Genomic DNA, 15,756 nt, shown 5'->3' on the forward strand with positions numbered 1-15,756 from the left:
TTCCAAACCGTTATACCTATTGTGCGCGACTTGTCTCCATATGCTCCTTATACCAATCATTCGCTTCAAGTAGCACCTGTTGCCCACCTGCATCCATGAATTCTTCCACAAAGGTATCAAAATACTCCACAGGCTGATCGCCAGTGATAATAGAGATGTACGCTCTGTCTCTCATGCGAATCAATTCAGATGAATATTGAATCAGGGCAGGGGTTGCAACCTCCAGGCGATTATAGATACCATTCTCCGTCAACCCTGCAGATGCAGCCCACTGTTCACGTTTATCCGAGGGCGTACTTGGAACCGTCATGCCGATACTTGAGCCGATCATATTCATATAATTCTCCATTCTGTTGTATGGGTAAAGTAAATGGAACGAGTTTGAATCTTCAGCGCTCCAATTCCAGTGTTTTCCTGGAAGGCCATACTCCATTTTGATTTGCTCCTCCGGATCGGGGTTGGCACTTACATAATCGAGAATCTCCAAAATTTTCTCCAGTTTTCCCGGCTCCTTCGCAGCCTCAGCTCCTATAGCAATAAAATTCATCAGCAGATTGTTCCCTTTTGAACCGCTATGTCCATCAGGACCAATAACAGGAGAACCAAATACAACTTCTGCAGTTGCGTTCTTTTGTAACAGCTCATTGACATTAAACGAGGCCTCCACTGGAGTTTCTTGGCCATTTTCATTAAGGACACTGTAGTCTCCCTCTTGATTCCAATGATAATAGTTGCCCATCGAGGTCATCCCAATTTTTCCATTAATAAAAGCATGGGATAGATGTTTATATCCACCTTTATTTTCGCCGGTTATGAACTCAGGGTCGATAATCCCTTCCCGGTACCACTTTTGCATATAAGTCAGGGCTTTTTTCATCTCCGGCTCCAAAGCGCCGATCACAAGTTGGTTGTTTTTTTCATTAAAATACAGTTGCTCGGTGAAAACGGACTGTCCAAAAGCGCCAAACACGACATTTAAGCCCTCTCTGGATAGGCCATACGTATCCTGTTTACCATTTCCGTCCGGATCACCTTTGGCAAAGGCATACATAACCGTTTCAAATTCATCTAATGTCTTGGGCACCTCCAGACCAAGCTGCTTAAGCCAGTCCTCTCGGTATACAACAGGGGTTCGATAGATGTTGGTCTGATTAATGGCTGGAATTCCATATAAGGAGCCGTTTATTTTTCCATACTCTAGGTAACGTGAATCATAATCGCGAATGCGCTGTACGATATTTGGCGCATATTGTTCAAGGACTTCCGGAGGAATTTCCGCTAAGACCCCTTGCATTTGATACTTAAGCAGATCATGCGGTTGTCTGATTCGGAACAGATCGGGTATTTTACCTTGAGCAAGCTCCAGATCAAGCAGTTCCTCGTACCGCTTGTTTTCAAGATTCCACACCTTCAGATCGACATCAAACCGATCCTCAATATATGCAATCATCTCAGCGTCCTCAGGAACAGGGATATTTTGATGCATGGTCCAGGATATCGTATACTGCGGTGCTGTATCTTTCTCAGCGCTTGCCAGATGGTCCTGCTGTTGCACTTGTGCTGTTTCTCTCCCTAAAAAGGTACATCCACTTATAAATACGAGAAGGAGGAGCATTGCGGAATATAGCCATAGCTTTCTTGACAGGTTAAGGTTCATAGCAGCTCCTTTCCTAATTTTAATTCTATATAGGTTCAATCAAAGAATATTTACACGGACACTCCGATGACAGAACAACCTTCCGATCGCTGTTATTCCCAGATTTCTTTTGATCCCTCTTCTAAAGGGGGGAATCCGGGAATAAAGGCGTAGCATATGCTTACGATGCAGCTTTCTTTCAGAAAGCTTTTAGCTTCGCTTCTTCAGGTTCTTTCTGTCCTCTCCGTTGTTGTGTAAATTTAAATTGACCCTATATAGATCCCTGTTCCATTAGACTGCGCATGAAATTTTTCGGTGTACATCCATGAATCTCTTTGAACTTCTTAATGAAATAGGCAGGGGTACGGTAACCGACCGTACTTGCGATCTGCTCAACCGTAATTTCACGCTGTGTCATGAGTTCCCGGGCACGTTCCATTCGCTGACTTGTAACATATTCGGAATAAACAATCCCGGTTTCTTCCTTGAAAAGTTTACTGAGATATTTAGGGCTGATGAATACTTGCTCTGAGACATGATCCAGCGTGAGATCGCCCGATAAGTGCTCGTGAATATAGGCTTTGACAGCCGAGATGGTATCCACACTTCGTACTTCGCTTCGCTTCTCCATCTGCATCACATATTCGGTCACGAGATGAATCATCCATTCCGAATAGCGGTTGATATTGTAGAACAATGAAAATTGCTTGTACATATTCAATGAACTCGCCTCGACGGGTTGCAGGCGCACCTGATTAATACACTCCGCGTAAATAGATACCGTTTTTAATAAGATGATCCGACTGTATTCGGCGGAATAGGGACCTTTTTTTATTGTCGCGACCAATTCCTGAATGGCCTGAACCGTACCTTGCACATCCCGAGTCTGCAATTTCTTTTCAAAGTTTACGAGGTATGACTCCGGGATCTCCAGACTGCTGGCTTCCCTGTTCAGAAGATTAAGATCCTGAATGGCAGACTGCTCGGGGAAGAAGTAGCTATATCGAATCAGGGTATTCGCCTGATGATAGCTTGTGTGAATCTTTGTGAAGTGTTCTACCCATCCGCCTAACGATAGTACAAATTCCATACCAAATCTGCTGCTCGCCTCAGCGTGAATAAAGTCTACAATGTGATCAGAGAGCGGTTCTGCGGGTTGGTTGGTACAGATGATTACTGCTATTTTGTGATCCTGCAATTCCTCTGCCAGCAGTTGAGTTCCATCCATTTCTGCGATCTCCAGTTGCTGGATCATCGTATACAACGTATGCTGCAACTGTCGTGGCTGCAGATCCTTCCACTTCTCATTGACAGGGTCAATGACGATGCAACGGAAGCGAGAGTAGGCCATTGAAATGTGAACAGACTGGAGCTGTTCTGTAAGTTCCTCGGGTGTAAATCGATTATTTAACATATTGAGCATGATACTATGCTTAATCATTCTGTGATTGGCCTGTAAGGTTTCTTCAAGACTATCAACTTTATTGGACAGACTGTTAAACGTTGTATCAATGAAACGATATTCGTCCTGCTTTAAGCTGGTTGGGCTATCCATCCGGCTCTTGATGTTATTCATGATTCGTTTAAGAGGACTATAGTTGGCCCTGGTAAAGATGGACGACATCGCTATTCCAACCGCAACAGCCAATAAACCGAGAAGAACTGAAATCTCCTTCAAGCTATCCAATTTATAATAGAAGCTTTCATTAGGTGTGGTTGTGTAGATTCTCCATGCATTTCCTTTAAATTGATCTTGGGTAACGACATGAGAGTCATAGTTAAATACAGGTGTGAAGTTCTCATCTGAAGAATGAAAGGTGAGCAGCGACTGCGTTAGATTCTCCTCCGTGGAGCTGCCTATCAACGTTTTGTCCGCGGCAGATATGACGGTTCCGTCCTGATCGATGATTAATGTATTTGCATAGTCAGCAGGGAGCATATTTTCAATAATCTGACTGATCGCTGATTCTTTGATATCAATCGCAATCATGGCCCTACTGTCTTGCCCAGACGATTGAAACGGGTAACTATGGACATAGGAAATTAGAGGACTCATCTTGCCCTGTTTCCGTGATTCGATATAAACATCCTGAGGCACCATGCGAGTCTTCATCCATAAGGAGCTTTCTGGAGTCTCTTTCATCGCAGCAATCCAATCCGTCGTATGATCCACACTCGAAGGCGTGTCCTCATAGAGCAATAGCCCATATACAGATGAGACGATGAAGTGGTTCTTTGTATCGTACACATGAATAGCTTCAATGAGATCGGAATAATTTTGCACCATATTTTTGAGGGACTGTTCGATGTCCAGGATTTTGCTATGGTTTCCTTTTAAGCTATCTAAATCGATACTAGCGGCGTTACCGAGTGCCAGGGACAGATAGACCTGATTCACCTTCTGGATAACGGAGCTCTCAATAGTATTGACCGTGCTTTTCAGCGACAGTTGATTATTGATACGGATCTCTTTGCTGTATTGATGGGAGAAGAAGAGATAGAAAATGGAGCCAAAAAGAAGCGCAATGACAAGAACAACAGCAAGGTAGGAAAGAACCATCTTGGATCTCACAGATTGAAATGGCTTATGCATTCTTTTTCCCCCTTCATTTCTCTTTTCTAAACAACTTCATCATTATATAGCAGGCCGAGGACTAGAAATCATGTTGATCGAAATTTAACAAACTCCCACTCCATAATTTACTTTTAGTTAATAAAGCGTTTACAAAAGTAGGTATTTTAATTGATAAATGTAGTATCTAACTCCATTTTTCTTGGCATATAAGCTCCGGAACGTACGATTTTGATATAAAACGGAATTTGTTCTATAGATGCGAAACGTTCCCTAATGCTACAGTAACGGCAGATCAGACATCTGTATAGAGTCTTTCTTACTCATTTGCAGATGCAGAAGCAAAAAAATAATTTACCATAATGGGAGCGTGTATTTGCAAGCCATGAGAAAACCACTTAAAAAGTCACTGGCATTACTTCTAATGTTGTCTATGGTAGGTCCGACATTTGCAGAGAAGAGTTTTGCAGCCGATCAGAAGATTCAGTTCTCTGATATTAAGGGACACTGGGCGGAAGCGAATATTCAAGCATGGGGTGATGAAGGATTAATTCGAGGTTACCTGGATCATTCGTTTAAACCAAATACGTATATTACCAGAGCAGAATTTATGAATTTGGTAAACGGTGCCTTTGGATATTCCGGACAAGCTAAAATTACCTTCAACGATGTGTCTGAGAGTGCATGGTATTACGAAGCCATTTCTATTGCAAATGCAAATGGATATATAGATGGATACACCGATGGCACCATGAAGCCACAAGATCCGATTACACGTCAGGAAGCAGCTAAAGTGATTGCCGGTATTCTAAATTTGGAATTGAATGAAACAGCAGCGAATGTCTTTAGCGATTCATCGTCTATTGCAGCTTGGAGCAAGGGAGCTGTAGGTGGAGCTGCAGCAGCGAAAATTATCGCTGGTTATGCAGACGGAAGCTTCAAACCGCTTAATTCAATTACTCGTGCCGAAGCAGTGTCTGCGCTCGTTAAGGCGGTGGAAACAGACGCGACTACAGCTGCCAAGCCAGCTAAGCCAAAAGGAACCGCAACCGTATTGAATGTTAATCCTCCATCAGATGAAGCTCGGTTGTCCGCCGTGAAACACGGAGCCAATGCCGGAGACGACACCTTGAAAAATATTGCAGAAACCAATCCGTTTATTGATATTTTAGACGGTTTTGATCAAGTATGGTCCATGAACCAAGCGGACTGGAGAGATGGAACAGCGGCAACCCAAATTGGAGCTGATGGGAAGAATGCAAAGTATGGAGATGGACCGTCCCCATATTTTGACGGCTTTAAGAATGATCCAACCGTAGCTGTCGCTGATCAGAAAACATATGCAAATGAAGAGATCCGAAACAAAGCGACGTGGGAAGCCAATATCAAATATGTAGAAAAGGTCACGCAAAATCGCACGGCTGAAGAGGCATTGGCAGCCTATTACGATGACCAAAGAGATAAGATCTATAGCGTGATGGAGGGCTTTGGTCCGCTGGCTAACACGTATGTAGATATCATCAAGCCAAAGACAAACGTTGAACGAACGGTGGACGAGATGAATGTGGTATTGACCGAGGAAACCGTGGAAGATGAAAGCCAAGGCATTGGAGATTGGGAAGCAAAGACGGAACTTTCAGACTTGGTCCATTTAGTTGATCTGGTTCGATTCAAAATTCCTGCCTCATCTAATCCCTCTAAATATTTCTACTCTTCCCCTAGACCGTGGAGAATGAATTCCAATGGAGAAGTGAAAGAAGTGGTTGACAGCAAAGGACTGCCTGTATGGGAAACCTTGGGCGAAGGTGAGAAAAAAGAAGTACCATTGGCTTCAGGCGGCACCAAATCAACAGGAGAAAAACATTACCAGCAATACGAAACCAACGTTAAGCTTATTCCTGCGTTAACTTATGTCAAACGAATCGCTGAGGATGGAAGAGGAAAAGATGGCGGATTTCCGAGCGGACATACCAGTGCAGCTTACTTATCCGTATTTCCTTTGGCATACGCTACACCAGAACGATTCTCTGAGTTGTTAACGAGAGCAGCTCAGTTGGGCGAGAATCGAGTCGTAACGGGGATGCACTCACCGCTGGATGTTATAGGAGGAAGAATACAATCCACAGCTATGGCTGCATATGCACTTAATAAGGCTGAGAACAAAGATGTGTTAGAGAAAGGTTATGAGAATGCAGGAGAAGTATTTGGAGCTGCAGCCAAGGAAAAAAATATGAGTCTGTATGAATATGCACATACCGTAACAGAGGATTACACGTTCAAGAGTGCTTACGACGAACACAAATGGGAAGATCATGATGCCAATAAAGCCTTCTATAGAGAAAAGATGACTTACGGTCTACCACAAACCGGAACCAAAGGTTTGGCTCCCGTTGTACCGCAAGGAGCAGAAGCCCTGTTAGAAACACGTCAACCGTATTTAACAGATGAGCAACGCAGACAAGTATTGTATACAACATCCATTGACTCTGGATATCCTGTACTGGATGAATCCAAGGGCTGGGGTAGAATTGATCTGGTCACGGCTGCGGATGGATACGGTGCTTTCTTGAACAATGTAACCGTAGATATGGACGCTTCCAAAGGACGGTTTAATGCAGAAGACTGGTGGAGAAATGATATCACCGGTAATGGAATGCTCACGAAAAAGGGAACAGGAACCCTTACATTGACAGGGAAAAATAGCTACACAGGCGGAACCTTGCTGCAAGCAGGAATGCTGGTAGCCAAATCTTCAACTGCTTTTGGTACAGGTGATCTGTATGTAGAAAATGGAACAGTTGTCGTTGATGTCGACGGAGCACTCAACTTAAATAGAAACTTTACCATGGATAACGGTACGTTGGAATTGGTAGTGACTGACAACAACAGTCAGCTGAATGTCGGCAGAAAACTCTATATTGATGGAGGAAGTCTGAAACTCGATTTGTCCAACTATAAGATCGAAGGTTCCAAAGATATTACGTTAATCACGGCGAATGGAATTACAGGTGAATTCGACAGTGTAACGGCAGATGGTTATGATGTGACTGTCACGTACGAAAAGGGCCGCGTCATTGCACATGTTGTAGCCAAATAAGTGAAGTAATTATGCATGATACAAAGTGAACTAATAAATGTTACACATGCCACTTCGATGACATAATCTTCTGATCATTCTTCGCAAGACAAAATTAGTATTATAGAAAAGGGCTGAAGCTACAATGTGTAGTTTCAGCCCTTTTTGCGTACAGACTTGAAGAATTTAGAGCGTTCTTTCAAAACCTACTGAAAGCCGAGACGTATATTAACGGGTCCAGAGTTGGAAAGCATGCTGCATGTTGAATAACGATCTAGCGATCAGGACGTCGCAAAGGCGGCTTCCCTATTTTCCTCTACCAATGAAAATTTTTCGCTTTGTACGGGAGGGGGAGGGGCACGAGGTTGTCCTCTCAGTCGTGCTTGGAACAGAGCATGAGCAGGGATTGAGCGCTAACGAATCTGAGAAACGTTATATCGAAGTTTACGGCGGTTTAGAGCGTTTTTATTGAGCGATTTTTGGAAAAAACGTGTTTGAGGTTCTTTACAATTTTGAAAGAGGGCGTAGAGGTAATATAAGACGTCCTGAGTTTCTTAGAAAATCGTCTGGCTACTCAATAGGATCAGCCAGACGGGAGCTCGATAATTTTGGGACACTACATCCATCATCGTATAATGCCGAGTAAGGAGACACGACCTGATCTGTGAAAATCCAGTCGTGAGAAGGCCGAGTCTCGTATCATCGAGGTGGGTATCTAAGTTTAATTATATGGAAGCGGCTGGACGCGTAGGTTATTCGTCTGTGTTGGTACCAGATGTACGACGTGTATTTCCTTCCAGTTCCGTAGAGACTTGCTTCGTTGGTTCCAGATCCGTATGTCCTGCGTAGGGGCGATCACTTCGAGAGCGTGTCCCGGTCAACCCGAAACCCGAAGTGAATATAATCAGCTGTAGTCCCAGTGCGTAGGGCGCAGCAACAAGTCCAATCAGATGGAGCAAGGAGCATAGCGCGATCAGCAAGGAGAGCATTTTGGTTACTGTACGTGACCTATCCCGTCGTGGGCTGGCCCAGAGCAGGTAACCATATATTATGGTGATCATTATGGAAGTTGCGCGAATCCATGGCAAGATGCTGTCCCATGAGTCTACATGGACGTCCAACATCCGCTGACGTAATATCAGATCTGTAACTAGAAACCCTGTGGCTGCTAGTGCCAATGGTTCGGCTGCGGGCCGAAGGATGGTCCATACCGCAGTGCCCCAATGATCTGCATGTGTATCCCGGCTGAGTTCATCCGATAATACGGTGCATTCCCGTTCCAGTGCTCTGTGCATCAGTCCGATTCTGGCAGGGTCATGATCCTTAATACAGTCACGGATCTGGTCCTGTAGCTGAGGAGATAGGTAAGATGCAGCTTTGCAGGCTAACATTGCTGTTATCAGATCGTCATGTTCGTGTTCCGATCGTTCATAATTCCGATTTTCCTGGATGGTAAGTTGTCCCAAGAGGGCTGTACTTATGTATAATGTATCTCGTATCCTTTGCATTCGCCTTTCGTGGCTGCGGCGAACTTCAGTGGCGGACCATATGTATATCCCCAGAAGCAAAGCCATGACGCCAAACAGCACAGCCACAGCGCCTGGGCGCGATGTTAGATCTTCAATCCAACGTTGAAACACTCTTGTTCCTCCTTTGCACCAACTTCACGTATCAAGAAACACGCTTCACGTAAGCTTTCTCTCACTATTACACAGGAAGTAGATGAATTCAAGCAGAATTCATATGTTAAAGTCATGATACGTAGAGTAGCTCAGTGACAAAGATGTAATTATAATAGAAAGATTTTAAGGTGGGGAGAAATGAAATTTTATAGGTTTAATCATGATACGAAAACGAGGGTCCTAGCTTCAGTGGAAGATGATCATCATCCAATTAATAGTGATTTCCACGGTCAATCTAAAATAAAAGGATGGACAACAATAGGTTTAGAAACCCTTTATAAAAAATCATACAAGGATTTTCCGAATTACCATATCGGTAAACCTGTGTTCTCAAAAAGAGTTAAAGAGATGATGGAGAAAGAGAGTTTATTAACAAGCGAAGTAGAATTTTTGCCCATAACGAATGATAATATGGAATTGTTCATACTAAATGTTACTAATATATTGGACTGTGTTGATTATCATCGTTCTGATATTGGTAGATTCAAAGATGGGTCTTGGGCACGGTTTAACAAGCTTGTATTCGATCCTGCCAAAATACCGGAAGGAACGTGTATGTTCAAGATTAAGGAAACTCCTGGTGTTCAGGTTTTTGTTACAGAAAAGTTTAAAGAATGGATTGAAGAGCGTAAGCTCAAAGGGCTTAACTTTTCCGTGATATATGATTCTGACTTTACAAAGGAAATGGAAGAAGAGCAGCAACGGGTATATGATGCAGCTCTTGAAGAAATTGAACGAAATAAAGGAGAAGAGTATTCCTATGATGATGCCCGTGAACTTGTAGATCAGGGAGAAACCATGGCTAGCGGTCCGTGGAGGATTCGGCTGGAAGATCAGGGGAGGTTATGGCTGGGTCAGTTGCTTCAAGATCTGTCTTACCAGTGGATTATGCCTGTATATATCCCGCCGGTTTTGCTGTTGAAATCTTGGCATGTGGTTGACAGAATAAAAGAATAATTTATTTTGTTGGAGAGGGGCACAATTCATGGATCATGTGAGTATTGAACACACACCACCCGCAGCAGTGGAGTATCTTGCTTTACGGCAGGTTTCGGGTCTTAGCCCGATGAGCAGGGAAGGGGCGGAGATTGGATTACCGAATAGCCTGTTTGCCGTATGTCTGCGTGAAGAGGATATGCTGATAGGCATGGGGCGAGTGATTGGAGATGGAGGTTGTTTCTTTCAGGTCGTCGATATTGCTGTACACCCGGATGTTCAGGGAATGGGGTATGGAAAACTGATCATGAGCGAGATTATGAATTATCTGCGTGAAGCAGTACCTGCTCGTGGTTTGGTCAGTCTGTTGGCGGATGTTCCGGCTGATCAACTTTATGCTCAATTTGGATTTGAATACACCAGCCCAAAATCGGAGGGCATGTGGTGGAGGCAGGGAGAAGAAGGACCGGCTACCTAGCGGAACGGAAACTGAAATTTTGAGATAAGAATAGACTTATGTCGTATGAAACTATCTTAGTATAGCCGCATTTAGCGGCTTTTTTGCATGATTCGTGTTGAGTGCTAGCGGAGAGAGGGGATACTTAAGAGTACCGGTGCTTCTTCCGCTAGTTGAAGTAAAGATTATTTTTCTACATATAAGCTGTAAGAGATAGGTTTACAAGTTGTTCACATCCGGTTTAAGATGGCGTGAGCCGTTTAAGGTATATAACAATAGGATTAAGTATTAAAATAACGGTAAGTTGACAAGATGATATCTACAGAAAAGAGGGAATTCATATGAAAGTAGCCATTTTTGGAGCAACCGGAGCGATTGGCAAGATGATATTGTGGGAGCTGATGGATCGTGGGCATGAAGTGACAGCAGTGGTGCGTGACCCTTCGAAGGTTGAGATGGTTCATGAGCGTTTGCGTGTAGAACAGGGAGATCTGCTTAACCCGGATCAGGTGGCTGATTTTGCAGCGGGTCAAGAAGTGGTTGTGAGTGCATATGGACCGAAGTTCGGTGGAGAAGAAGAGATGCTGGAAGTGACACGTTCGTTGATCGAGGGTGTGCGCCGGGCAAAAGCAGGACGTCTGGTTGTAGTTGGTGGAGCGGGAAGTTTGCTAACCGATTCCGGTGATATGCTGATGGATACGCCTGGATTCCCGGAAGAAGTCAAACCACTGGCGAAAGCACATGCAGATGCATATGACCTGATTGAAGCATCGGGTATTCACTGGACCTACATGAGCCCTGCTGCGACAATCACAACAGGACGTCGGACAGGCCAGTTCCGAGTTGGGATGAACCGTGTAATTACGGATGATATCGGGGAAAGCTCGATTTCCGTTGGTGATTTTGCAGCGGCTTTGGTGGACGAATTGGACGATCCGCAGTTTATTCAAGCGCGGTTTACAGTAGGTTATTAAGTGTAGACAGGCTTTGGAATGGATGATTTAATCTGAGGGTCTCGTACACGGGATCGATAGAGCTTCCAATGATGCATGGCTTTGGCTCGGATTGTGGTAACTGGATGAGGTAAGGGGAAATATAGAGGTACACATATAGGATGTAGCGTATAGGTGCGAAGTAGCTATTTTTAAGTATGAGATGAGCTTGTCACGGGGAGGGATGAACGTTGTTTATCGTAACCGCTGAACAGATGAGGGCTGTGGACGACTATACCATTCATAAGTTGGGTATTCCTGCTGCCAGTCTGATGGAGAATGCAGGTCGCGCCATAGCCGAGGAAGTCATTAAGCTGTGTCGGGAAGAACAGGCAGAAAACTTGCTTGCAGTTTCGGGGAAGTTTGGCTATAGCAGCAAGGGCTGTAGCAGCCAGACAGATGCGAGGCGGGCACACACCGGGCCCGGTGATCGGCAAGGTTATGGTGGCGACATCATCGCCGATCCGGCGCTGGTGATGGAGCGCCCGGGAGATCAGCAGTGGTACATGCTGATCGGCAAGGGCAATAATGGCGGCGATGGGCTGGTGGCCGCACGCCATTTGGATGAAGCGGGGCTTGGCGTGACACTAGTCTACGGCGATGCCCCTGATGCACTGCGGGGCGAAGCCGCAGTGCAACGGGATGCCACCGCGAAGCTCGGCATCCCTGCTCTTGTCCACGGGCGCGAAGCCGTGGACTTCAGCCGGTGCACAGGCATCGTGGATGCGTTGCTGGGCACTGGCTCACGGGGGGCGCCGCGGGGAGCTTATGCGGCGCTGATTAAGGCGGCGAACGACAGCGGCAAGCCGGTCGTGTCCGCCGATGTGCCAAGCGGGCTGGACGCCGACACCGGAGAGGTGTACGAGCCCTGCATTCAAGCCCGGGTGACTGTATGCCTCGCGCTGCTCAAGCGCGGGCTAGTGCAGTACCCGGGCGCTTCTGCCGCGGGGCGCATTATGGTACGCGCCATCGGCATTCCCGCGCGGCTTGCGCCAGAGCATGGCCCCTCGGTCCGTCTGCTGACGGACGAGGTGCTGCGCGGTGCGCTGCGCGTGGATACAGGCCGCCTCCGGGCACCGGACGGCCACAAGGGCACCTACGGCCACGTACTGTTGGCCGCAGGAAGTCTGCCGATGAGCGGCGCAGGCCTGCTCTCGGCCAAGGCCGCGCTGCGCGCGGGTTGCGGGCTCGCCACATGGGCGCTGCCTACGGCACTGCTGCCGCATGTCATCGGCACCGTGCCCGAGCTCATGCTCGCTGCCGCCTCCGATGGCGACAGCGGCGAATGGAACGCGGCTTCCGCGGACGTCGTGCTGCGTCTCGCGGAAAGCCGCGACGTGCTCGCGACCGGCCCGGGCCTCGGCCGCTTCAAGGGCGACACAGACTGGCTGCGCCGTCTGTGGCAACAATCGGATCGTCCGCTCGTCATTGACGCGGACGCCCTCAACATGCTGGCAGACGCTGGCCCACATGGGCCTCGCGACTGGGGCCAGCGAAGTGCGGCGACAATCCTGACGCCGCACCCTGGCGAGATGGGCCGACTGCTGGGCATGTCGACCCAAGAGGTGCAGCGTGACCGCATTGGACACGCTGCAAAATACGCCCGCGAGCAGGGCGTGACCCTTGTGCTCAAAGGAGCACGAACGGTCATTGCAACGCCATCCGGCGAGGCGTACATCAACACCACAGGGCACGCCGGCATGGCGACTGGCGGTGCCGGAGACGTATTGACCGGTATCATCGCCGGTCTGCTTGCCCAAGGGCTAAGCGCGGAGCAAGCCGCCACGTTCGGCGTATATCTCCACGGACAGGCCGCCGAACGAGCAGCCCTGCTGCGCAGTGACCCGTCGTCCCTGCTGGCCGGAGACATCATCGATGCACTGTGAGGATGGGGCAGGTGTGGGACAAGCTCGCGGTTTTGAGCTGCTGCCCATGACGATTCCTTTTCAAACTGCGAGTGATCCAACGAACCAGCGCACCAAAAAGTAGATGAGTGAACGTTGTCCATTGTCCATTGCTCACTACCCAATGCCCAGTGCCCAGTGCCCTAACGAACCTGACACACCTTATACCAAGGTTTACATCGAGGAGCAAAAGCTAACGAATCTCATCCACGTTATTTCTGTGTATTTCGGATAAAACACCTAAAAAACCGGATTAAATTAGAGAATAGAGTGACTGAGATTCGTTAGATTTTATAACCTGCAATTGATGGTCCAATAAGGTTTGCACGATTCGTTAAACGTTTGGATCTGAAACGTTGCTGCCTTGTTATCTATACAAGTTGAACTAAAGAATATTTACACTGGATACTCTGGTGACAGAACAACCTTCCGATCGCTGTTATTCCCAGTTTATTCTTTTATAAATTAGGAAATCCGGGATAGCGTATGCTTCCGAACCAGCTTTCTTTCAAGAAGCTTTTAGGCGAAGCGTATGCTTCCAAGTCAGCGTTCTTTCAGTTAGCTTTTAGTTCCGCTTCTTCAGGTTCTTTCTGTCCTCTGTGTTTCGTGTAAATGTTTAGTTAGATGAAACAACGATTAGTTACTGAAAAGGGGAGCCCTGTCATGATTCATGACGGAGGCTCCCCTTTATTTGTTTGTATGTTCACGCTACCTGATCCTGGCTCGCCTATAACCTGCCCATAAATTGCCTAAAATCTGCATCTAAACGATATCTAAACTAAACGCGACCTACGTCTGGCCTAAGTTATCCCGACCTCCTGCTTACAGCCGGAATCGCAACAGTTCCTGATGCATCTCCGCACTGATATCACGCAATGACTTCACCTTAATACTTGCATCAGCGAAGGAACGTTGTTGTTCCGACGTGGAGGCGGTGATCTCTTCACTACTGGCTGCCGACTGCTCGGTGATGGCACTGATATTTTCAATGGCCTGTTGCACCTGTGTACTGAGTTCATTGGAGTGTTGCATGTCCTCAGCAAGCTGATGGATACCCGTACTAATGCGCTCCACACTTTCACGAATAGCAGAGAAGGATTCACGAGTCTGGCTGGTGGCTTGTTCCTGTTCGCCGAATAGCTGCATGCTCTGTGCTACAGAGTTCTTCACCTTGTCCATGGAGGTTGTGATCTCGCCCACGGCCGCATAGATATGTTTGACCGATTGCGCAGATTGTTCGGCGAGTTTGTTCACCTCGCCCGCAACAACTGCGAAGCCACGTCCGGCTTCTCCAGCGCGAGCAGCCTCTATGGAGGCATTTAACGAGAGCATGGTCGTTTGTTTGGCAATCTCCGATACATATGCAGTCATCGTAGTAATTCGAACCGCGCTTTCTTCCAGTTCCCGCACCGTTTGTTCCACCTCGGACATCGCCATACGATTCACTTCGGCCAGACGGAGTTGCTCTGCTACAGCCTTATTACCTTCCTCAACGGTAGTTAATACTTCACGACCATCGATTACCGATTGGGAGGTGGCCTCCAGATTGCTATTGAAGGTAGACTGCATTTTGTCCACAACCATCACCGTTTCACTCAGATCCTCGGCAATCTTTTGACTGCCAATCGAGAGTTCCTCCGTGGTGCGGGATACTTGCTGCACAATCGCTTGGGCTGTATCATTGCCGCGGTCAATATCTTGCGCCATTAGATCGACCCGATGACCCGCCGCACCAATCGACTGAATAATGCCGCGGATATTATGAGTCATGATACCGAAGGAACGACTCAGGTCATCGAGTTCATCTTTGCCCCGAGCTTCCGGTAATTGTCCGGTCAGGTCACCGTCCGCAATTTGTCCCGCGGCGTCTTTGAGCGTACGAATACGCCGGGCGATCTGCCGTGAAGTATACATATTAAACAACATTACGGCGACAAGCAATACGATGGCTCCTACCAGAGCGGTTTGCCACGTTTGCTGAATGTCATGTTCCAAATCGACGGTATATTGATCATAACGATCCCGAGTCATCTCATCTAACGAATAGATATCATTCTGTATGCCCCGAACCCGAGTGCTGTAACGTTTCGCTTCCGCACTGTTCATCGCACTCATCGCTTCGGTGGCTCCCTGGTTGAGAGCTTGTAATTTTGTCTCGATGGACTGAATAAGTTGTAACTGCGAATCTGTTTCGAGCAATCCGTCCGTAAGCTCCTGAATCATCGTTTGGCCTTCATCCAGCAAGCGAAGCACCGCGTCTTGGTTTCCTGCTGTCATGGAGAATGAGTAGACATCCAGCGCTTGCTGGGTCTGAATCTGATTGGCATTCAGTTCACTCACCTTGAGCATGGCTGGTACCAGATTTTGATTTTTGGCATTCATGTTGAGCAATTGCATGATAATATAAGCGACTAGCACAAGGCATAGAAGTAGTGAAATTAGAGCATTAAGTATCAGTTTTCCCTGTAGTTTCATATGCGTACCTCCTCGTATCCGATGGG

10 protein-coding genes are annotated in these 15,756 nt (G+C 46.9%); 6 read left to right on the top strand and 4 right to left on the bottom strand.

All coding sequences use genetic code 11. The features are described from left to right. Positions 1–16: 16 nt before the first annotated feature. Positions 17–1,657 (bottom strand): extracellular solute-binding protein, encoded by a 1,641-nt coding sequence (locus ACETMN_RS02740; protein ID WP_179198595.1) that lies wholly within the window; start codon positions 1,655–1,657, stop codon positions 17–19. 250 nt (positions 1,658–1,907) lie between these two features. Continuing rightward, complete coding sequence (locus tag ACETMN_RS02745) at positions 1,908–4,229, bottom strand: helix-turn-helix domain-containing protein (protein ID WP_091018524.1); 2,322 nt, start codon at positions 4,227–4,229, stop codon at positions 1,908–1,910. Between the two features lie 364 nt (positions 4,230–4,593). Here ACETMN_RS02745 and ACETMN_RS02750 point away from each other — a divergent pair, with 364 nt between their 5' ends. Next, complete coding sequence (locus tag ACETMN_RS02750; RefSeq protein ID WP_179198602.1) at positions 4,594–7,305, top strand: S-layer homology domain-containing protein; 2,712 nt, start codon at positions 4,594–4,596, stop codon at positions 7,303–7,305. Positions 7,306–7,606: 301 nt separating this feature from the next. Then, a complete protein-coding gene (locus ACETMN_RS02755; protein WP_411735723.1) occupies positions 7,607–7,756 on the top strand; it encodes a hypothetical protein in 150 nt (49 codons plus the stop codon). A gap of 280 nt (positions 7,757–8,036) precedes the next feature. On the opposite strand, the gene ACETMN_RS02760 is transcribed toward ACETMN_RS02755, so the two are convergent. Continuing rightward, positions 8,037–8,924, bottom strand: coding sequence for a hypothetical protein (locus ACETMN_RS02760; RefSeq protein WP_091018529.1), 888 nt, complete (start codon positions 8,922–8,924; stop codon positions 8,037–8,039). A 231-nt stretch (positions 8,925–9,155) separates the two neighbouring features. On the opposite strand from ACETMN_RS02760, the gene ACETMN_RS02765 reads away from it, so the two are divergent. The 4 genes from ACETMN_RS02765 to ACETMN_RS02780 all read left to right on the top strand — a co-directional run bounded on the left by ACETMN_RS02765 (position 9,156) and on the right by ACETMN_RS02780 (position 13,237). Further along, positions 9,156–9,923 carry an imm11 family protein gene (locus ACETMN_RS02765; protein ID WP_143786551.1) on the top strand — a complete coding sequence of 256 codons (768 nt, stop codon included), beginning with the start codon at positions 9,156–9,158 and terminating at the stop codon, positions 9,921–9,923. A 28-nt stretch (positions 9,924–9,951) separates the two neighbouring features. Next, positions 9,952–10,380 (top strand): GNAT family N-acetyltransferase, encoded by a 429-nt coding sequence (locus tag ACETMN_RS02770; RefSeq protein WP_091018533.1) that lies wholly within the window; start codon positions 9,952–9,954, stop codon positions 10,378–10,380. 320 nt (positions 10,381–10,700) lie between these two features. Continuing rightward, the gene (locus ACETMN_RS02775; RefSeq protein WP_091018535.1) at positions 10,701–11,333 is read left to right on the top strand and encodes an NAD(P)-dependent oxidoreductase; all 633 of its coding nucleotides are present in this window, start codon (positions 10,701–10,703) and stop codon (positions 11,331–11,333) included. 209 nt (positions 11,334–11,542) lie between these two features. Then, positions 11,543–13,237, top strand: a complete 1,695-nt coding sequence (locus tag ACETMN_RS02780) for an NAD(P)H-hydrate dehydratase (protein WP_411735724.1) — start codon at positions 11,543–11,545, stop codon at positions 13,235–13,237. A gap of 840 nt (positions 13,238–14,077) precedes the next feature. On the opposite strand, the gene ACETMN_RS02785 is transcribed toward ACETMN_RS02780, so the two are convergent. Beyond that, positions 14,078–15,730: a methyl-accepting chemotaxis protein gene (locus ACETMN_RS02785; RefSeq protein ID WP_411735725.1), complete on the bottom strand. Its 1,653-nt coding sequence runs from the start codon at positions 15,728–15,730 to the stop codon at positions 14,078–14,080. Between the last annotated feature and the right edge of the window lie 26 nt (positions 15,731–15,756).

Source organism: Paenibacillus sp. M2 (genome assembly GCF_046713495.1).
Classification (GTDB): Bacteria; Bacillota; Bacilli; order Paenibacillales; family Paenibacillaceae; genus Paenibacillus; species Paenibacillus amylolyticus_B.